Origin of the sequence: Pectobacterium hainanensis (assembly GCF_046237015.1) — a bacterium.
Classification (GTDB): Bacteria; Pseudomonadota; Gammaproteobacteria; order Enterobacterales; family Enterobacteriaceae; genus JBJYIN01.
The window spans coordinates 18584-38636 of the sequence record NZ_JBJYIN010000016.1 but is presented as its reverse complement, the minus strand read 5'-3'; the positions used below and the strand labels follow the sequence as shown (position 1 = coordinate 38636).

Below are 20053 nucleotides of genomic sequence, written 5' to 3'. Positions count from 1 at the left end.
ACACATGCCAGACATCCAGGCGGTAAAACAGTTTCTGCTGAATTTTCAGGATACACTCTGCCAGCAACTGACGATCGCGGATGGAACAGCCGAGTTTGCCAAAGACGAATGGCAGCGTGCTGACGGTGGTGGTGGAGAAAGCCGGGTTTTAACCGGCGGTAGCATTTTTGAACAAGCGGGGGTTAATTTCTCCCATGTGGCAGGGTCATCACTACCGCCTTCCGCCAGCGCACATCGCCCTGAATTAACAGGACGCAGTTATCAGGCGATGGGGGTTTCACTAGTTATTCATCCGCAAAACCCCTATGTACCCACCAGCCACGCCAACGTACGCCTGTTTGTCGCAGAGAAACCAGGCGAAGCGCCCGTATGGTGGTTCGGTGGCGGTTTCGACCTCACGCCGTTTTACGGTTTTAAGGAAGATGTCGAACACTGGCACAGGACTGCCCGCAACCTATGCCACCCCTTTGGTCAGGACGTCTATCCACGGTATAAAAAATGGTGCGATGAGTATTTTTTTCTGAAACACCGTAATGAGGCTCGTGGCGTTGGCGGTCTGTTTTTCGATGATTTGAACACCCCCGACTTTACTACCGCCTTTGCGTTCATGCGCGCCGTTGGGGAAGGTTTTCTGGATGCCTATCTACCGATTGTCGAGCGCCGCAAAACATTACCGTGGGGAGAACGGGAACGCGCATTCCAGCTTTACCGTCGTGGACGTTACGTAGAGTTCAATTTAGTGTGGGATCGCGGCACGCTATTTGGCCTGCAAAGCGGTGGACGTACCGAATCCATTCTTATGTCCATGCCGCCACAGGCTCGCTGGGAATACCAATATCAACCACAACCTGATAGCCCTGAAGCGGCACTTTATCGGGATTTTTTACCCGTCAGAGATTGGGTGTCTGATAATCAACACGGAGTCACAGAGTAATGCAGATTTGGGTCGATGCCGATGCCTGTCCTAACGTCATCAAAGAAGTGCTGTTTCGCGCGGCAGATCGCACACAAACACAGGTCACGCTGGTCGCTAACCAGACGATCAAAGTACCACCGTCGCGTTTTATCCGCACGCTGCGTGTTTCCGCTGGTTTCGACGTTGCCGATAATGAGATTGTCCGACGCGTTGAAACGGGCGATTTGGTCATCACCGCTGATATTCCGCTAGCAGCAGAAGTGATAGAAAAAGGCGGTGCCGCATTGAACCCTCGGGGTGAACGCTATACGTCGGACACCATCAGAGAACGACTTAACATGCGAGATTTTATGGACACCATGCGGGCCAGCGGGATACAAACGGGCGGGCCTAACGCCCTGAGCCAACGTGACCGCCAGCAGTTTGCCAATGAACTGGATAAATGGTTGCAACAAACGCGTAAACCGTAACCGCAAGTATAGGTGAATGAAGGCAGGAAAAAGCCCGGCTAAATAAACCGGGCTCTATAGGCTAACGCCGTCAAAATCAGAGCGGCTGGGTCTGTGCTTCCACAACCGCCAACGCCACCATGTTGACGATTCGACGAACAGAAGCGATCGGCGTCAGGATGTGTACGGGTTTCGAGATCCCCATCAGAACCGGCCCCACCGTCACGCCTTCTGAAGAAGAGACTCTCAGCAGGTTATAGCTGATACGAGCAGACTCCATATTCGGCATAATCAGGATATTAGCCGAGCCTTTCAGCGGGCTATCTGGCATTTGTTCGCGACGAATGGCTTCCACCAGCGCGGCATCACCATGCATCTCGCCATCTATTTCCAGTTCTGGTGCCAGCTTGTTGACCAGCGCCAGTGTCTCCCGCATTTTCCGCGCGGTCGGAGAATCTGAAGTACCGAAGCTGGAATGCGACAGCAGTGCAACTTTCGGTTCAATACCGAAACGACGCACGCTTTCTGCCGCCATCAACGTGATTTCGGCCAGTTGTTCCGGCGTTGGATCGGCATTGACGTAGGTGTCTGCAATAAACGTGTTGCCGCTCGGCAACATCAATGCGTTCATTGCACCAGCAACATGGACGCCGTCACGATAGCCAAACACCTTCTCCACCACATCAAAGTGTTCTTCATACGTCCCTATCGTCCCGCAAATCAGGGCATCGGCTTCACCACGGTGAACCATGATAGAACCGATCAACGTTGGGTTACCGATCACCGCACGCTGTGCTTTCTCCTGCGACACACCGCGACGTTTCATGATCTCGAAATACTCACTCCAGTATTCTTTGAAGCGCGGATCAGATTCGTTGTTAACCACCTCAAAATCTTTACCGATGGTCAGTTGCAACCCCAATTTATGCAGACGTTTTTCAATAACACTTGGGCGACCAATCAGGATCGGAAACGCTAATCCCAGCGTGACCAGTTCCTGCGTGGCATGCAACACGCGCGGATCTTCGCCTTCCGCCAACACGACCCGACGCGGCTGCTGACGCGCCTGCGCGAATACCGGTTTCATAAACAGGTTCGTCTTGTAAACGAACTGCGCTAGTTTTTCGATATACGCATCGAAATCTTCAATTGGACGTGTCGCCACACCGGAATCCATCGCCGCTTTCGCCACGGCCGGGGCGATTTTGATGATCAACCGCGGATCGAACGGTTTTGGAATCAGGTATTCAGGCCCAAATGACAGATCCTGATCGCCATAGGCAGACGCCACGACTTCGCTTTGTTCCGCCAACGCCAGATCGGCAATCGCGTGTACGCAAGCCAGCTTCATCTCTTCGTTGATCGTCGTCGCCCCAACATCCAGCGCCCCACGGAAGATGAATGGGAAGCACAACACGTTATTCACCTGATTCGGATAGTCAGAACGCCCCGTGCAAATAATGGCATCTGGACGAACGGCTTTTGCCAGCGGGGGCAGAATTTCAGGTTCCGGGTTAGCCAGCGCCAAAATCAACGGATGCGGTGCCATGGTTTTCACCATCTCCGGTGTTAATACGCCAGGGCCAGAGCACCCGAGGAAAATATCCGCATTAGGAATCGCATCAGCGAGCTTGCGAGCACCATTATCCTCAATCGCATACGCCGCTTTATTTTCCTCCATGTTCTCGTCACGTCCTTGATAAATCACGCCGCGAGAGTCACAGACCACGATATTGTGCTTTTGCATGCCCAATGCCACCAGCAGATTAAGGCAGGCTATCGATGCCGCGCCCGCGCCGGAAACCACCAGACGCACATCGGAAATATTCTTCTCCACCACGCGCAGGCCGTTCAAAACGGCGGCAGTACAGATGATCGCCGTACCGTGCTGATCGTCATGGAACACAGGAATCTTCATGCGTTCACGGAGTTTTCTCTCGATGTAGAAACACTCCGGCGCTTTGATATCTTCCAGATTGATACCGCCAAACGTTGGCTCAAGCGCTGCAATGACATCGATCAGTTTGTCAGGATCCAGCTCATCGACCTCAATATCGAATACATCAATACCCGAGAATTTTTTAAACAGAACACCTTTGCCTTCCATCACAGGTTTACCGGCTAACGCACCGATATTACCAAGGCCAAGAACGGCGGTTCCGTTGGATATGACCGCAACCAGATTGCCACGAGCGGTATATTTGTAAGCCGCCAACGGATCTTCAGCAATCTCCAGACAGGGGGCTGCCACACCGGGAGAATAAGCTAACGCCAGATCGCGCTGCGTAGCCAGTGGCTTGGTTGGCGAAACCTGAATTTTCCCCGGAACCGGATACTGGTGAAAATCAAGCGCGCTTTGCTTTAGTTGTTCATCCATTTTTTAATCCTTTATCGGTTTTTGTTGTGTCATGCATCTAGGGTCAAGAGTACCCAGTATAGTGTTTGCAAATTGTTAAACTATGAAGGATGGCAAAAACTGGACGTGAATGCAGATTAATATAGTTATTTTATTGGGTGATTTTTTGTTCATCTGGTAGCACAACAACAAACGGTCATCGCGAGGTGACAAAACGAGAAATGGCATGCTCAACAGTACAAACCATTCAGATAGAACGGTCGAGGATCGCGGCTTGTTACAGAAGTCGCGTGGTGCAAGCAGCACCACACATTATATAGAGAGACTATTGCGTCATGTTCAGAATAGTACGGATATTGCCTGCACTGGTCGCAATGATATCAATTGCCCCGGTGCGTAATGCCCCGAGAATCGCCAATGCTTTGGTGTTTTCAGACGCGATGGCAATAACGCAAGGGATTTTGTGCAACTCCTCAATGCTGACGCCAATCACTCTATCGTTCATGACGGTATCAACATGCTGGCCCTGCGCATTAAAAAAATCATAACCCGCAATATCACCAATCACGCCTTGGTTAAGACTCGCATCAATAATCTCATGCGGTGTGAACCAACCCAGCTTCACCATATAGCTGTTTTCGTTCATATCACCAATGCCTACTAACGCAATATCGGCTTTTCTGGCCCGATCCAGCGTTTCTTTAATTGTGCCATTTTGCATAAATGCGTCTTTTAACGCACGGTTTTCGACATAAGCTGGGGAATAAAGCGTTTCACTACTGCCGCCAAATTTTTTCGCCAGTCGACGGCTAATATGATCGGCATTAATCGCATCACCAGGGCGATGCGTTCCGCCAATACCGCAAATGAAGCGACAGTTACGCTCAGTAACATTACTGACGTGATCGGCCACCGCCGCCACATTGCGCCCCTGACCAACGGCTACTACGGTATCGTCTTTCAGTGTCAGAGCCAGGTGATTGGAAACCAGTGCGGCGACCTGGCGTCGTTGTTCCTCTTCATCTTGATAATCCAGAGCAATCAACGCACGTTTTATTGGAAAACGCTCAAGCATTTGTTGCTCAAGTCGGGTACTGAATACCGGGTGATAACGCACGGTTATTTCAACAATCCCTTCTTCCTTTGCCCGCTTGAGCAAACGACCAACCTTAATACGTGAAATACCAAACTTCTTTGCGATCTCTTCCTGAGTGATTTCATCCTGATAATAGGCTACGGCAATTTCCGTCAGAAGTTCACTCTCCTGAGATCCTGGTTGCTTTTCCATCCGGTAATAAGTTCCTTACGCAAGGTTATGCAGTCATTATGCTGCTGATACAGACGAAAATGGCCTGTGCATACAGATGAGATGAAAATGCTCGTATAGTGAATTGTCACATGCCAGAGAAAGACGCTCAACCCCGATACTCATATCCTTGATATCGGCATTCATACGAAAAAAATAAGTCATCACCTCGGTGATTCACTTAATAGGTTAGGCTTCTGGGGAAAATCCGGACAGCAGTGTTAGTCGCCGTCACAGCATTCCCCAGCAACTGGCAGGTCAACGGTAAGTATTGCTAACCCAATGCTTACAGTCTAATCGATCTTTAATTATCGCGTTTTATTGAATCAATTTTCAGCATCCGTGCAATCACCAGATCGAGTTCTTTCTCATCAAAAATCTTCTTCCAGTCCGGTTTGATGATGTTCTCTTTGCCGTAATCAATGGCGATCATACATGCATCCGAGAACGGATTCGTACTGCGGAAAGCCACAGCCAACGCGATCTGAATGTGACCATAAAGCATGGCTTTCGCTGCGGCTTCCGGCACGCCAATCGTGTTGATGGTTTCATCCAATGCTTCTTTCATCAAGGTGCCAACCATACAGGCCACTGTTTCAACCAGCGTCGGTTCCAGATAGGCCAATTGTTTTACCGTCACCCAATGCACGTCAATCACCGGGCCATACATCACTTTAACGACCCCCGCCAATGCCGCTCTCTGCTCATCGCTCCCCGTCTCATAAGATGCGGCAACGTGTTGTGGTGCCGCTACGCCGCCAAACGCATCGGCATGCTCTTCCGGCGTAAAACGATCCAGGAATACGGAAGGATGGCAAGGGTGTGCAACGGCATAATCGATATCGTCACGTTTGGCGATAAGATTGGCATAGGCCGCCGCGGGGTCCAGCGTCAGCAGAACCGCGTTGCTTTTCATTTGTGGAACGACAAGTTCTGAGACCACTTTTAGCGCAATATCTGGCACAGCCAAAATTACCACGTCGCTTTCAGGAATAACCTGTTCAGCAACAGACAGCTCCCTGCCTGCGGCAACCACTTGCTCCTGCGCACGTGGCGAGTTCTCGCAGTAAAACACCTGGTAATCGCTTTTCTGAAAATTGGCAGAGATGCGCATGCCCATTTTGCCGCCAGCGCCCAGTACAGTAATGGTTTTCAATTCAGCAGCCATGATTGTTACTCCTCGGATTTGCCATAATAAAAACGGATTAAAGAGAATGTGTTGTCGGTGATAGGCGACCGGCAGACGGATTTCGTGCATACAGATAGTTCAAACTATGCCGTGTCCAGCTCTCTTCCAGACGGCAAGTTTCTTCCGCGTTGGCCTGCCACGGCAGCCAATGCTCGACGATCTGGTTAATGTTTCGTTCGTTCGGACGGACGCTCTGGTGAAGCAAGTCGTAATCCAACTGTCCGGTGCCCAGCAGACAGCCGGAATAAGTAAAGCCCACCCACCCCTCCTGGCGAGCAAAGGCAAAATCTTTAATATGCAGGTTAACTACACGTGGAGCCGTCAATTCGATCACCTCTCGCGGATACTCCAACGCAGCCACACAGTTGCCAGGATCGAGGCAAATTCCCAATGAAGGGCTGTCGATAGCGTCAACCACAGCCAATACGTCACGTGTTTTTACCTGCTCGTAGGTTTCCAGCCCCAGTTGAATGTGATGCCGTTCAAACTCAGGCAACACCTCGCGCAACAAGGCTAACGCTTCATCTTGCGTTGGCTTGTGCGTCACCGTGTTGAACATCGTCCGGATAAAGCGAACATCCAGCGCACGAGCCATCGTGAGGTAGCGCGTCAGATGCGCTGTATCTAATCCCCGCGTCCCCAGCTCAAGTTGGATGCCTAAATCGACGGCACGTTGTCGTAATTTTTCCAGCTCGGCAGACGAGAGTGTTTCGATAGCGGCGTAATCACAAATCTGGAAAACACCTGCGCCAGATTCTGCCGTTTGCTCCAGCATCGCCTCCACGCTCAGTGGGTTTGGCACACGAGCAGAAGCCCGCCAGAAGAACGCATAAGTACTTAATCCGATTGCCATATTTATTTCCTCTCTCTTACGCCTGCGAACCAAGCGTGAAGGCTTCATCCATAATGGCGTTAAACGCCACCGGATCGTGGGCAAAGCGCCCCAGAAACAGGCCATCCGCCGAGTCACCCAATTGGCTAAGCAATCCCGGCCCCGCGCTACCACCATAAATGACCCGCCCATCGTGCACGCCCGTCAGTGTTGGCAAATACTGTTTTAACACCTGACACACCTCGCGAATGTAAGCCGTCGGTGCGGGTTCCGTGCTGCCAATCGCCCACTGTGGTTCGTAGGCCAGAATCAGCTCACCCGTCAGTTGTTGCTTCTGGGCCAGATCCAACGCCGCCGCCAGTTGAGCCTGACAGGTGTCGATCGCCTGTTGTACTGAACCGCGTTTCTCTTCGCCGACGCACAGCACCGGGGTTAGGCCATTGCGCCAGGCCGCCGCTGTTTTCAGCGCGAAATGTTCATCTGTTTCACCAAAATAGCGACGGCGCTCGGCGTGCCCAATTTCGACATAGCGACACCCCATTTCGTGCAGCATGGTGCCGCTCACTTCCCCGGTGAAAGCACCGTTATCCGCCCAATGCAGATCTTGTGCACCGACATGAACAGGTGATTCGGCAAACCGTTGCACAACGGGCGCTAACGTTGGGAAAGCAGGCAGAACAAATAGCCTCACCGAAGGCAGTGATGCCAATGGATGCTGTGCCACCATCGCCTGAATGTGTTGGCACCAGTCAAGCGTCTGCTGGTAGCCAAAATACATTTTCAGGCTGACACCCAACGTTAATTTGCGAGAACTCATCGCCCACTCTCCGTTTGCTTGGCCGTCTGACTTGAAGCACTCGACGTCGTCTCGCTGTTCAACACCGCCGAAACTGCGTCAAGGATCATGGCTAGCGATATCGCACCTGCATCAGGTGTTCCCAGGCTTTTTTCTGCCAATGGGCGAGCGCGGCCAATTTTAGGTAACAGTTGCGCCGTATCATCGGCCGCCTTCTGAGCGCACTGCGCGGCCTGTCGCCAGGCTTCAGGCAAGCTCATTCCTGCTTCTACGCGCTGTGTAAGCGCCTGGCTAAACGGGATCAGGGCATCCACCAGCGTTTTATCTCCCGGCTTCGCTTTGCCGAAATGCATCACGCTCTCTTTGGCCTGACGCACACCATCTGCCACACGGCGACCATCGGGGCGTTGTTCATCACCTAATACGGTTCCCAGTGCATTCAACGCAACGCCCCAGATTGCGCCAGACGTTCCCCCGGCTCGATCGGCCCAGGCATCCGCCGCTCGTTGCAATAGCGTCCCAGCACCGGCATGTTGCTCCAGCATCTCCGCCGCTTTTTCCGCAGCGGCAATCACCCCACGCTCCATGCCAATGCCGTGATCGCCATCTCCGGCAATCGCATCGATACGCCCCAACTCTATGACGTTAGCCAGCACAACATCACGCGCTGCATTCAGCGCTGCCGCAACACAGTGTGCCGCCGCTTTCGATGCCGCCGTCGCGGTTGGGATCACATCCAGTTCTGTGGTGAATGTCCGCTCAGCCAAAGGTTCAGCGGGGGACATACTGCCTTTACGAAATGCAGGCGCATCGGCAGGTGCACGCCAGAAACGCTCCAGTTCTTCATCCAGCCAGAACAGCGTGAGCGACAGACCGGCCATATCGAAGCTGGTTACGAGTTCTCCCACTTCAGGCTCGACCACCGTCAGCCCCTGCTCGACCAGCAATTGCGAAACCCGGCGATAAACTACAAACAGCTCTTCGTATTTCACGCCGCCAAGGCCGTTGAGCACCACGCTAATCCGCTGCCCGGAAAACGTCGTAATCCCTTGTGGCACTTCTTCCAGCAATGAACTGACCAAAAGCTCGGCCAATTCATCGGCGGTTGAAATAGGTACATCACGGATGCCCGGCTCACCGTGAATCCCCATACCCACCGCCATCATCCCCTCGGGGACTGTGAACAACGGGTGTTCCGCGCCCGGTAACGTACAACCAGAAAAGGCTACACCGAGTGAACGGGTTCTCTGATTGGCACGTTCTGCAATCTCAAGGACCGCAGCCAGATCGTAACCCGCTTCCGCCGCCGCAGAGGCGGCCTTGAAGACCATCAGATCGCCCGCAACGCCACGACGTTTTTGCGATTCGTTCAGTGGCGCACTGGAAATATCGTCGGTAACCGCCAGCAACTCACACGGAATGCCCTCTGCATTCAGACGCGCCTTGGCCTGTCCGAAATGCAACACATCACCCGCATAGTTCCCGAATGTTAACAACACGCCACCACCATTGTGTGCCGCACGGGCGACAGAGCAGATCTGCTGGGCAGACGGCGAGGCAAATAGGTTTCCCATCGCCGCACCGTGCGCCAGCCCCTGACCAACCAGCCCAGCAAATGCCGGGTAATGACCGGAGCCACCCCCGACCACAACAGCGACCCCACCTTCACGACTGCGAGTACTTCTGACCACGCCGCCAGGCACCTGACGCACTTTGTCAGCATGAGCCGCCACAAAGCCTTCAGTCAGTTCCCGGGCAAAAGCGGAAGGCTGGTTGAACAAATACGTCATATCAATGCTCCTGTGTTGCTGATGCGGCTTTCGATAACCGGTCCGAACGGCTGAGCAGAACAATCAACACGGCGGAAAGCAGCATTAGCCCGCCGACAATCATCATGGGGAGTACGTAAGTTCCCGTTACACCCCGCACCGCACCGGTGATGTATCCAGCTGAGAATCCGGCAACATTGCCGATGGTATTAATGAGCGCGATAGCCGCAGCCGCGGATGCCCCGGTCAAGAACTGGGTCGGTAATGTCCAAAAGTTAGGTAACGCGGCAAAGATGGAACAGGCCGTTACGGTGATCACCGCAATGGTCGCCGTAGGAGATTCCATAAACAGCGCCAATGGAATGCTGATCGCTCCGGTCAGAGCCGGGATGGCAATGTGCCATGGGCGGCAGCCGCGGCGCGTCGCATCTCGGGACCAGAAATACATCACGATGGCCGCAGGCAGGTAAGGAATGGCGGTGATCAGCCCTTTATCCATAACATTGAACGTCGTACCGAACTGCTGCTGGAAACCTGCGATAATCGTGGGCAGGAAAAACGCCAGCGCATAAAGACCATAAATAAAGCCGAAGTAAATCAGACACAGCACCCAGACACGTTTGTTGAACATCACAGTCATCACGCTGGGGTGTTTGCTGTGATTTTTGGTAGCGTGTTCGCTTTCCAATTCATTGACCAACCAACGCTTCTCATCGGCGTTAAGCCACTTGGCATCGGCTGGGCGATCCACCAGATAGAACCAGGTAATGATACCGACGATAATGGCAGGAACGGACACACCGAGGAACATGACTCGCCAGCCGGACAGACCGAACAAACCGTGTTGTTCAATCAGCCAGGCGGCCAGCGGTGCACCCAGCACCACCGTCAGCGGTTGAGCCAAATAGAACAGCGATAGTATTTTGCTGCGATAGCGGGCAGGCACCCACATACTCAGGAATAAGATCGCGCCAGGGAAGAACCCTGCCTCCGCAATCCCCAGCAGGAAGCGCAGAATATACAGCCCCTCAATACTGCTTACCCAAGTAAACAACAGCGACACGATGCCCCACGACACCATAATACGCGACAGCCATTTACGCGCGCCGAAGCGGTGCAGAGCCAGATTGCTCGGCACTTCCAGCAAAATATAACCAATAAAGAAAATCCCGGAAGCGAGCCCGAACTGCGCGACGGTTAGCGCGAGGTCGGTATTCATGCCATTCGGCCCCGCGAACGAAATAGCGGTACGATCAAGGAAGTTAATAAAGAACATCAGGCCGACGAAAGGCACCAAACGCCAGGATATTTTGCGAATGGCCGATCGTTCTACCGCAGACGATGTTGTAGTGGACGGTTTTGTGGCAGATTGTTCCGCCGTTGCAGCAGCCGATACTTTGCTCATACAGCCCCCTTACTACCAGTAGTCAATCCCTTCCATGACATTGCCTCTACGCCAGGCTGTTCCTGCATTCCATCCCCTTTCATCATTTGATGCCCGGTGTGACCTTTGTTATTTGTTGTCTTTTTTATCGTTTGCATACAGGTCTGACACATTGTTATGCCCTCTAAAAGATTTAGATCATTAACACACACTGTGAACATATGAACGATATATTTGCCCTAATCTTTTGCCTATCTCTCTGTTTGAAAATTGTGAGCATGATCTAAATATGTATCAAAAAGGTAAAATATAGCCTTAAAACCCCTAAAAGTGACAAAGATCACTCTTTCAGTCACCTTTTCCTCTCGGATAAAACAAAAAACAAATAATCACACATTGAACATTTGAAAAAAGCGGTATATGTTTAGCCATGAAAAGGCCGGAAATGTACAGAATCATGCAGAGAGATTCTCGTTAATCGTTGTTTATTAATGTTTTTTATAAATAACCTAACAAAAGCGACATATCAGGCTCACTTTGACCCTCAGCCAGGCAGGAGATAGATATGCTCTCGATTGCAATTGGTGCAGACAGCGCCGCGATTGATCTGAAAAACACGATTACTGATTACTTACAGCAGAAAGGGCTGACGGTAACCGACTACAGCTACGATCCCACCGGGGAAAATCCGATCTACCCCGATGTCGCCTATACGCTGGCGCATGCGATTAAAGACGGCAAACACCAGCGTGGGATCCTGCTATGCGGCACCGGGATCGGCATGAGTATCGTGGCGAATAAGGTCAATGGCATTCGCGCTGCTCAGTGTCATGACACCTATTCCGCTCAACGAGCCAGAAAAAGTAACGATGCGCAGGTGATCGCTCTGGGTGCCCGGGTTATCGGCCCTGAACTGGCAAAAGAGATCGTTGGCGCCTGGCTGGAGTCTGAGTTTGAAGGCGGTGGTTCTGCGCCAAAGGTTGAAAAGATCAGCTATTACGAGCATCAGGAAAATGCCCGTTAAGCACGGTTGGCCAGCTAAAACGGGCCGCGGATTCGCGTAGGCACGCCACCGCCAGTGGCGAATCCCCCTCCAGACTCTTTTCCAATTGCAGCAATCAGAAAAAGCGCATGTCATTCTGCCCACTAATGGTGCAGTGTGGCATAGCGCGGCGGATTCGACTCCGCTCATTGCCTTTTTTGCTATGCCAAGGAGCCCACTCATGAACCAACTCGACGCCCTTAAACAATTTACCGTGGTCGTCGCCGACAGCGGCGATATCGACTCTATTCGTCAGTTTTCACCGCAAGATGCCACCACCAACCCGTCCCTGATCCTGAAGGCCGCAACGCTACCGCAGTATCAGCCGCTGTTTGATGACGCGATTGCCTACGCACATCAGCAAGGCGGTAGCAAAGAGACCCAGCTCATCAACGCCAGCGACCGACTGGCGGTCAACATCGGGGCGGAAGTGTTGAAAAGCATTCCAGGGCGCATATCCACCGAAGTGGATGCCCGCCTCTCGTTCGATCGCGGTATGTGCGTGGCGAAAGCCCGCAAACTGATCGGAATGTATCAGGAAAAAGACATTCCACGTTCACGTATTCTGATCAAGCTCGCCGCCACCTGGGAAGGGATTCGCGCCGCCGAGGAGCTGGAAAAAGAAGGGATCAACTGCAACCTGACGCTACTGTTCTCGTTCGCGCAGGCACGTGCGTGCGCCGAAGCGGGCGTCTTTCTGATCTCTCCGTTTGTGGGTCGGATTTATGACTGGTATCAGGAAAAACAACCCACCAGCGACTATCAGGCCGAGATCGATCCCGGTGTGATCTCCGTGCGTAATATCTATGACTATTACAAACGCCATCGCTACCAAACGGTGATCATGGGTGCCAGCTTCCGCAAAGTGGAACAGATTCTGGCGCTGGCGGGATGCGATCGCCTGACGATCTCTCCTGCGCTGTTGGATCAGTTGAAAAACAGCGATGCGCCCGTTGAACGCCAACTGACGCCATCAACCGAAGCGTTCCATCATCCTTCGCCGCTATCTGAAGCTGAATTCCGCTGGGAGCACCATCAGGATCCGATGGCCGTCGATAAACTGGCGGAAGGCATTCGTCTGTTCGCTGCCGATCAACAAAAGCTGGAAGCGCTGTTGGCGGCCAAGCTGTAACGTCTGGAGTAAAGCATGTCCTCTCGTAAAGAACTTGCCAATGCTATCCGTGCGCTGAGCATGGATGGTGTGCAAAAAGCGAAGTCCGGTCATCCGGGTGCACCGATGGGTATGGCGGATATCGCCGAAGTGCTGTGGCGCGATTACCTCAACCATAATCCGGCTAATCCCAACTGGGCCAACCGCGACCGCTTCGTGCTGTCCAACGGCCACGCCTCCATGCTGATTTACAGCCTGCTGCACCTTTCTGGCTACGACCTGCCGATTGAAGAACTGAAAAATTTCCGCCAACTGCACTCCAAAACCCCGGGTCACCCGGAATACGGCTACACCGCTGGCGTAGAAACCACCACCGGCCCGCTGGGTCAGGGGATTGCCAACGCAGTGGGTATGGCGATTGCCGAGCGCACGCTGGCGGCGCAGTTCAACCGTCCGGGCCACGAGATTGTCGACCATCACACCTACGCTTTCCTCGGCGATGGCTGCATGATGGAAGGGATTTCCCACGAAGTCTGCTCGCTGGCCGGCACCATGAAGCTCGGCAAGCTGACCGCGTTTTATGATGACAACGGTATCTCCATCGACGGCCACGTTGAAGGCTGGTTTACCGACGATACCGCGGCCCGCTTTGAAGCCTACGGCTGGCACGTGGTGCGTGGCGTGGACGGTCACGATGCGGACGCCATCAAACGCGCCATCGGCGAAGCGCAGCTTGTCACAGACAAACCATCGCTGCTGATGTGCAAAACCGTGATTGGCTTCGGTTCACCGAACAAGGCCGGTACGCATGACTCCCACGGCGCGCCGCTGGGTGATGCAGAAGTGGCGGCCTCCCGTGAACAACTGGGCTGGACGCACGCGCCGTTTGACATTCCTGCTGATATCTATGCGGCATGGGATGCCAAACCGGCTGGTCAGCGTAAGGAAGCGGCCTGGGACGAGGCGTTTGCCGCCTACGCCAGCGCCTACCCGGAACTGGCTGCCGAGTTCAAACGTCGCACCAGCGGTGAGCTGCCAGCCAGCTGGCAGGCGGACGCACAGAAATTTATCGACGATTTGCAGGCCAATCCGGCGAAAATCGCCAGCCGTAAAGCCTCACAGAACGCGCTGGAAGCCTACGGCAAACTGTTGCCGGAATTCCTCGGCGGCTCTGCCGACCTGGCACCGAGCAACCTGACCATCTGGTCCGGCTCGGTCTCGCTGGATAAAGACCACGCGGGTAACTACATTCACTACGGCGTGCGTGAATTCGGCATGACGGCGATTGCCAACGGGATTGCGCTGCACGGCGGCTTTGTACCGTATACCGCAACCTTCCTGATGTTTGTGGAATACGCGCGTAATGCCGTGCGTATGGCCGCGCTGATGAAAATCCGCAGCATCTACGTTTACACCCACGATTCTATCGGTCTGGGTGAAGACGGCCCGACGCACCAGCCGGTTGAACAGCTGGCCAGCCTGCGCGTGACGCCGAACATGAGCAACTGGCGTCCGGCAGACCAGGTGGAAACGGCAGTGGCGTGGAAATACGCCATTGAGCGTCAGGACGGCCCGACATCGCTCATCCTGTCCCGTCAGAATCTGGCACAGCAGCCACGTACCGTGGAACAGCTGGCAAACGTGGCAAAAGGCGGTTACGTGCTGAAAGACAGTGACGGGCAGCCAGAATTGATCCTGATTGCCACCGGTTCAGAAGTCGAACTGGCGGTTGGGGCGTATGACAAGCTGACTGCCGCAGGCCGCAAGGTGCGCGTGGTGTCGATGCCGTCAACGGATGCGTTCGACAAGCAGGATGCGGCCTACCGTGAAGCGGTGCTGCCGAAAGCGGTATCGGCGCGCGTGGCAATTGAAGCGGGTATCGCGGACTACTGGTTCAAGTACGTGGGCCTGAACGGCGCGATTGTCGGCATGACGAGCTTCGGCGAATCGGCTCCGGCTGAACTGTTGTTCGAAGAGTTCGGCTTCACCGTCGATAACGTGGTGGAAAAAGCACAGGCATTATTGAAATAACCAACGCGAGAATACAGGCCACCAGAATAGACACTGGTGGCCTGACGTCATCAGGCAAACCAGCCGCGAATGATCGCGTGCTGTAACAACATAATCGTTTTACCGTCTTTGATTCGACCATCTTTCATCATCGCGATGGCTTCGCTGAATGGCAACTCCAGCACTTCGATATCTTCATCTTCTACGCCACCGCCCGCATTTTCCCGTAATGACTCATCGTATTCTGCGGCGAAAAAATGCAATCGCTCCGTCACACTGCCAGGAGACATGTAGGCATCAAACAATTTCTCTACATTACCGATCGCATAACCTGTTTCTTCAATTGCCTCGTTACGGATACATTCTTCTGGTGAATGATCGTCCAGCAAACCGGCGCAGGCTTCCAGCAACATGCCACTTTCATTGCCGTTGACGTAGGTAGGAATTCGGAATTGTTTTGTCAGAATGACCGTGCCTTTCGCCCGGTTGTACAACAGGATTGTCGCACCATCCCCCCGATCGTAAACCTCACGAACCTGACGTACCACACCACCATTATTTCTTTTTAAATCAAAAGTATATTTATGCAGAATATACCAGTTATCGGATAGCAGTTTCTTTTCGATGAGAGTGATTGGCGATGACATAGCTGAACCCCGAATAAGGAAGAATCAGCGCCTGATAATAAGACGGTACATGCCAGATTGCACGTACCGTTAGCGGACATGGAGAGAAAATATTGCGATAGACAGGCTGTTACCGGAACTCTTCAAACAGTTGCTCACCACGAAAACCAATACGACGCGACAGCGAAAGTGCGGCTTCGGAAATGAGCTGCCCGAGTTCCTCGACACGGCTGGGATTATCTTTCACCTTCGAAAACAGGCTGGCAATACTGATGGCAGCTTGTGTTTTACCGCGAGCGTTATAAATAGGTGCCGCTACGCAGAAAACCTCGGAGTTATGTTCACGATCGTCAATCACGTAGCCGCGCTGACGCGCTTCATTCAGCACACCAAAAAAGCGAGTTTCATCAACGATGGTAAATGGCGTGACCGGTTTTAGTCCGCCGGTTTGTTGCAGGATCGCTTTCACCTGCTCATCTGACATGGATGCCAGAAGCGCTTTGCCAAGGCCCGTGCAATACATTGGGTTATTCGACCCAATACGAGCGGAGGTGCGCACCGACGCCGCGCTCTCTACTTTATCGAGGTAAACCAGAAAACCATCGTTTTCCATCGCCAGAAAAGACGTTTCCTGAGCTTTGGCGGCAAGATCTTCCAGAATAGGACGAGCCACTTCGTAGAATGGTGTTTGATCGAGGTAAACCGCCCCCGTCTGAAATAATTTCAGACCCAACTTGAACGATTTCACTCGCGGGTTGGCAATATCAAGATAACCTTTGTCGACCAGCGTGTAGATGATATCGAAAGTCGTACTTTTCGGAATACCGAGCTGTTTACTGATTTCTGTGATGGTCAACTCATCATGAGTATTTGCCACTAACTCCAACATATCTAACGCTCTGGCTACCGAGCGATTAATTTTTTCCACACCATCCGCCTCAATAAATTCTCCTGCGGCGCATTATACAAGATAACATCGGCGATCGAACCAAAAAGATAGATGAGCGATCCCTCCACAACCACGGGTACCCGGTAAAGGAAGCACGGATCTTATGTGCTGTTCACCGGGTATTCTGTCCTTGATTAATTGGGGTAAGAACACGTATCCCTTTTTTTGTTTTCACGGAAACGCTGAATAAATTTTCCGGCTAGCTGGGTAAGTTCCTGCCAGTCTCCCGAGGCAATCAGCGTTTTATTGATTAATTCACTCCCGACGCCAACGGCAAACGCGCCAGCCTGAGCAAAATCAGCAACATTGTTCAGCGTCACGCCGCCAACGGGAATAATAGACAAATTATTCAATGGGCCTTGTAACTCTTTTAAGTAACTGACACCCAATCCATTCGCTGGAAATAGTTTCAGTAGATCAACGCCTAGCCGACAGGCTTGTAAAATTTCCGATGGCGTCACGACCGCAGGGATCATCAGCTTCTGTTTTTCATGCACCATGGAAACAACCTGAGGATTAAAATCTGGCGATAGCACAAAGTTGGCCCCCGCATCCATCACCAACTGAGCCATCACCGGATTGATGACCGTTCCTGCACCGATCCACATCCGGTCCCCCAGTTCCGCATTCAGCGCTTCAATACTGGACAGATAGCCTGCTGAATTACAGGTTACCTCCAGAACGCGAATCCCTCCTTCATAAAGCGCTCGCGCAACCGGCAGCACTTCCTCCGGTTTCGTTCCTCTGACGATAGCAATAATGCCAGTTTCTTCTATGGCACGAATCACTCGGTGCTTAATCATTGATAACCTCATAACGCTATGAATAAATACAACAAACTGCAAAAGGCGACTCACGTCGCCTTGAGATTAGATTATTCCGTGGCCTCGATCGGCTTTCTGACGATGAACCAGTAACAAAGTGCCGCACAACCGGCAATAATGCCGCCGCTGACAAACGCCATGGTGTAAGACCCAGTCGCATCGGCGATCATCCCGGTCACCAGAGGAGACAGTGAACCAGCGAAGTAACCACCAAAGTTCTGGATACTACCAACAGAGGCCACCATCGAAGCAGGAGCAACATCGCCCGGTAACGCCCATCCGGTCGCAGAGAGCGCTGACAGTAACGCCATCGCCACGACTAACAGTGCCAACGTTCCCGTGAGGCTGGTCGCAAACGGAATAGCGACCACCGCCACTCCGGCTAACAAAGCGGAGACACTGATTGTCACGCGCTTGGCCACCAGCGAATCACGGAATATATTTTTATCCATCAGCCATTTGGAAAGATATCCGCCACCGATGGCACCGACAATACCGCCGAAATAAGGAATACTGGCGTAAATACCTAATGCTTTAAGTTCGATATTCTGCGTTTTCATTAAATAGAGTGGCAGGAAGGTGGTGAAAATATTCATCATCCACACATAGCAAAACCACCCCAGGATCATTCCCCATACACATTTATATTTGAATAACGATCCCCAACTAATATTGGTCTCACTTTTACCTAATTTCTCAGCAGTACCGCCGCCGCCTTCTTTAATATAATCCAGTTCTTCTTTGGTGATTGACGGATGCTTTTCCGGTTGATGATAAGCAAAGATGAAAAACACCAGAAAAACCAGACCAATGCCACCGGCGATATAAAACAGAGAGCGCCAGCCAAAAGGAACAATAATGGCAACCAGAATCGGTGGAGCAATCGCAGGCCCCCACTTAGAGGCAGCATCCCAAAAACCGGTAGCAAGCGCACGTTCATTTTTGGGGAACCAGGAAGCCGTGATCTTGGCTGCTCCCGGCCAGCATGGTGCTTCCGTTATGCCCAAAATACCGCGAGCAAACAGCAACGTTACTAAATTGCTACAGGCTCCGGTCAACATGGTTGCGCCGCTCCATAAACCGATAGCCCAGCCATACATCTTTTTCGGACCAAACTTGTCGACTAACCAGCCGGAAGGCAACTGGCACATGGCATAAATGAGCGCAAATACAGATCCCATTAAACCAATATCGGTATTTGTCAGGTGAAGATCTTTCATCATATCGGGTGCGGCAATAGAGAGTGCAGCGCGATCCAGATAGTTAATAATACCGCCGAGCAACAATAAGAAAACGACAAACCATCTTTTTTTGCCGATCTTTTTACTTGCAGCTTGCGTATTAACAATAGTACTCATCGTTATATTCCTATAGTAATACTTGTAGGGTAAGAGGTAATTAATCGACCACTTATTTAATAAACTATGTGTTTAACAAACCACGTATTTAATAAATCAGGCGATATACCACTTCATTAAATTATTTTTCCGAAACGTGCGATTGCCAGCGCACCTAATCCGGACAGTGATGGCTGGTTATCATCAATGACAATCATTTCCCCATTAAAAAATGCATCTTCTTTTATTAATGTTTCAAACGCATGCTTTAATATTTTTTTACCACACACAACCAGAGTGGTATCTGAAGATATATTCAACGCTTTACTGTTTTTAATTGCCAGAATATCGGTTTGCAATACTGCGCCCAGCAGATAATTTGCTTTCTGGTTATCACTCAGCTTACCGAACATATCCAGAATACGTACAGAGAAACAGCTGCGGGCCAACCCTACTGCGGCACAATCTTTCGCGCCTTGTAACAGATATTCCGTTTCTATTTCGCTAGCAAACTGGTGCTTCAGAGAACTTGCCAGAATGGTCCGTTGAGTAATGACATCCAGCAATTCACCTGCAATGGTCGTCACACACCCTTCGATACGATTTTCCGCATCCACTTTTATAAATTTGGAATGCGAACCCGGTTGAATAATCAGTGCTGGCCCTTTCACATCCAGCGCCGCGAGTACACCGATGGTTTCTACCTCTTCACCGCGCATGACATCCATCATTTCACAGTTTTCGGCGGTAACCCCCTGACTATTATTGCGGATTCCGGGGATGAACCAGATTGGTTGATCGATGACATCCGGCAGGTTCGCCTGAACCATGCCACCAGACAGCTCAGCTATCCCGGCAGGTGCGACAACATGTGGAATTTCACACAGCCCTACGTTGGACGTGATCATCCCAGAAGATAAAAATGTGATTTTCGCATCAGCGGGCAGTGCTGCTTTTTCTAACGCGGCCTGAATTGCCGTTTTCACACCGTTCGTTAATGTCTCTTTACTCCCGGTAATCGCAGTATCACGCACGCCAACAGGTTGGCTGGCTTCAGCAATAATATCGTTATGCTGCCAGACAAACACCCGCGTATTAGTTGTACCGGTATCAATCGTTACGGAATACATATTTTTCCCCTGTGCATCAAGCCTATA

General features: G+C 51.9%; 17 protein-coding genes. 5 read left to right on the top strand and 12 right to left on the bottom strand.

The genetic code is table 11. From position 1 onward, the window contains the following. Nucleotides 1-4: 4 nt before the first annotated feature. Together hemF and ACKPVM_RS15730 are read left to right on the top strand one after the other, a co-directional pair. Nucleotides 5-934 (top strand): oxygen-dependent coproporphyrinogen oxidase, encoded by a 930-nt coding sequence (gene hemF / locus ACKPVM_RS15735; RefSeq protein WP_409310480.1) that lies wholly within the window; start codon nt 5-7, stop codon nt 932-934. Then, the gene (locus tag ACKPVM_RS15730) at nt 934-1386 is read left to right on the top strand and encodes a YaiI/YqxD family protein (protein WP_409310478.1); all 453 of its coding nucleotides are present in this window, start codon (nt 934-936) and stop codon (nt 1384-1386) included. The genes hemF and ACKPVM_RS15730 overlap by 1 nt, the downstream gene beginning before the upstream one ends. A gap of 76 nt (nt 1387-1462) precedes the next feature. Here ACKPVM_RS15730 and maeB read toward each other — a convergent pair whose 3' ends face one another. The 7 genes from maeB to ACKPVM_RS15695 form a co-directional block, all read right to left on the bottom strand. Beyond that, complete coding sequence (maeB, locus tag ACKPVM_RS15725; protein WP_409310476.1) at nt 1463-3742, bottom strand: NADP-dependent oxaloacetate-decarboxylating malate dehydrogenase; 2280 nt, start codon at nt 3740-3742, stop codon at nt 1463-1465. Between the two features lie 304 nt (nt 3743-4046). After that, on the bottom strand, nt 4047-5009 hold the full coding sequence (locus ACKPVM_RS15720; RefSeq protein ID WP_409310474.1) for a sugar-binding transcriptional regulator: 963 nt from the start codon (nt 5007-5009) through the stop codon (nt 4047-4049). Nucleotides 5010-5331: 322 nt separating this feature from the next. Next, complete coding sequence (locus ACKPVM_RS15715) at nt 5332-6195, bottom strand: phosphogluconate dehydrogenase C-terminal domain-containing protein (protein ID WP_409310472.1); 864 nt, start codon at nt 6193-6195, stop codon at nt 5332-5334. Nucleotides 6196-6232: 37 nt separating this feature from the next. Then, nucleotides 6233-7069, bottom strand: coding sequence for a sugar phosphate isomerase/epimerase family protein (locus tag ACKPVM_RS15710; protein ID WP_409310470.1), 837 nt, complete (start codon nt 7067-7069; stop codon nt 6233-6235). Nucleotides 7070-7085: 16 nt separating this feature from the next. Then, a complete protein-coding gene (gene lerI / locus ACKPVM_RS15705; RefSeq protein WP_409310468.1) occupies nt 7086-7865 on the bottom strand; it encodes an L-erythrulose-1-phosphate isomerase in 780 nt (259 codons plus the stop codon). After that, complete coding sequence (gene lerK / locus ACKPVM_RS15700) at nt 7862-9634, bottom strand: L-erythrulose kinase (protein ID WP_409310466.1); 1773 nt, start codon at nt 9632-9634, stop codon at nt 7862-7864. The genes lerI and lerK overlap by 4 nt, the downstream gene beginning before the upstream one ends. A gap of 1 nt (nt 9635) precedes the next feature. Beyond that, nucleotides 9636-11018: an MFS transporter gene (locus tag ACKPVM_RS15695; protein ID WP_409310464.1), complete on the bottom strand. Its 1383-nt coding sequence runs from the start codon at nt 11016-11018 to the stop codon at nt 9636-9638. Between the two features lie 544 nt (nt 11019-11562). Here ACKPVM_RS15695 and rpiB point away from each other — a divergent pair. From rpiB to tkt, 3 genes are all read left to right on the top strand, one after another. Continuing rightward, nucleotides 11563-12021: a ribose 5-phosphate isomerase B gene (rpiB, locus tag ACKPVM_RS15690; RefSeq protein WP_409310462.1), complete on the top strand. Its 459-nt coding sequence runs from the start codon at nt 11563-11565 to the stop codon at nt 12019-12021. Nucleotides 12022-12220: 199 nt separating this feature from the next. Next, the gene (tal, locus tag ACKPVM_RS15685) at nt 12221-13171 is read left to right on the top strand and encodes a transaldolase (protein ID WP_409310460.1); all 951 of its coding nucleotides are present in this window, start codon (nt 12221-12223) and stop codon (nt 13169-13171) included. 15 nt (nt 13172-13186) lie between these two features. Then, nucleotides 13187-15181, top strand: a complete 1995-nt coding sequence (gene tkt, locus ACKPVM_RS15680; protein ID WP_409310458.1) for a transketolase — start codon at nt 13187-13189, stop codon at nt 15179-15181. A gap of 50 nt (nt 15182-15231) precedes the next feature. Here the strand turns inward: tkt and nudK are convergent, their stop codons facing one another. The 5 genes from nudK to ACKPVM_RS15655 form a co-directional block, all read right to left on the bottom strand. Continuing rightward, complete coding sequence (gene nudK, locus ACKPVM_RS15675; protein ID WP_409310456.1) at nt 15232-15807, bottom strand: GDP-mannose pyrophosphatase NudK; 576 nt, start codon at nt 15805-15807, stop codon at nt 15232-15234. Between the two features lie 109 nt (nt 15808-15916). Continuing rightward, nucleotides 15917-16714: an IclR family transcriptional regulator gene (locus ACKPVM_RS15670; RefSeq protein WP_409310454.1), complete on the bottom strand. Its 798-nt coding sequence runs from the start codon at nt 16712-16714 to the stop codon at nt 15917-15919. Between the two features lie 155 nt (nt 16715-16869). Next, complete coding sequence (locus ACKPVM_RS15665) at nt 16870-17538, bottom strand: bifunctional 4-hydroxy-2-oxoglutarate aldolase/2-dehydro-3-deoxy-phosphogluconate aldolase (RefSeq protein WP_409310452.1); 669 nt, start codon at nt 17536-17538, stop codon at nt 16870-16872. 71 nt (nt 17539-17609) lie between these two features. Continuing rightward, nucleotides 17610-18917: an MFS transporter gene (locus ACKPVM_RS15660; protein ID WP_409310450.1), complete on the bottom strand. Its 1308-nt coding sequence runs from the start codon at nt 18915-18917 to the stop codon at nt 17610-17612. Nucleotides 18918-19033: 116 nt separating this feature from the next. Further along, nucleotides 19034-20026 carry a 2-dehydro-3-deoxygalactonokinase gene (locus ACKPVM_RS15655; RefSeq protein WP_409310448.1) on the bottom strand — a complete coding sequence of 331 codons (993 nt, stop codon included), beginning with the start codon at nt 20024-20026 and terminating at the stop codon, nt 19034-19036. Nucleotides 20027-20053: the final 27 nt, after the last annotated feature.

Coding starts and splice junctions, on each gene's coding strand:
- maeB (WP_409310476.1), bottom strand. CDS start 3,742: ATGGATGAACAACTAAAGCAAAGCGCGCTTGATTTTCACCAGTATCCG.
- ACKPVM_RS15715 (WP_409310472.1), bottom strand. CDS start 6,195: ATGGCTGCTGAATTGAAAACCATTACTGTACTGGGCGCTGGCGGCAAA.
- tkt (WP_409310458.1), top strand. CDS start 13,187: ATGTCCTCTCGTAAAGAACTTGCCAATGCTATCCGTGCGCTGAGCATG.
- ACKPVM_RS15660 (WP_409310450.1), bottom strand. CDS start 18,917: ATGAGTACTATTGTTAATACGCAAGCTGCAAGTAAAAAGATCGGCAAA.
- ACKPVM_RS15730 (WP_409310478.1), top strand. CDS start 934: ATGCAGATTTGGGTCGATGCCGATGCCTGTCCTAACGTCATCAAAGAA.
- lerI (WP_409310468.1), bottom strand. CDS start 7,865: ATGAGTTCTCGCAAATTAACGTTGGGTGTCAGCCTGAAAATGTATTTT.
- ACKPVM_RS15695 (WP_409310464.1), bottom strand. CDS start 11,018: ATGAGCAAAGTATCGGCTGCTGCAACGGCGGAACAATCTGCCACAAAA.
- lerK (WP_409310466.1), bottom strand. CDS start 9,634: ATGACGTATTTGTTCAACCAGCCTTCCGCTTTTGCCCGGGAACTGACT.
- tal (WP_409310460.1), top strand. CDS start 12,221: ATGAACCAACTCGACGCCCTTAAACAATTTACCGTGGTCGTCGCCGAC.
- rpiB (WP_409310462.1), top strand. CDS start 11,563: ATGCTCTCGATTGCAATTGGTGCAGACAGCGCCGCGATTGATCTGAAA.
- nudK (WP_409310456.1), bottom strand. CDS start 15,807: ATGTCATCGCCAATCACTCTCATCGAAAAGAAACTGCTATCCGATAAC.
- ACKPVM_RS15710 (WP_409310470.1), bottom strand. CDS start 7,069: ATGGCAATCGGATTAAGTACTTATGCGTTCTTCTGGCGGGCTTCTGCT.
- ACKPVM_RS15720 (WP_409310474.1), bottom strand. CDS start 5,009: ATGGAAAAGCAACCAGGATCTCAGGAGAGTGAACTTCTGACGGAAATT.
- ACKPVM_RS15665 (WP_409310452.1), bottom strand. CDS start 17,538: ATGATTAAGCACCGAGTGATTCGTGCCATAGAAGAAACTGGCATTATT.
- ACKPVM_RS15655 (WP_409310448.1), bottom strand. CDS start 20,026: ATGTATTCCGTAACGATTGATACCGGTACAACTAATACGCGGGTGTTT.
- hemF (WP_409310480.1), top strand. CDS start 5: ATGCCAGACATCCAGGCGGTAAAACAGTTTCTGCTGAATTTTCAGGAT.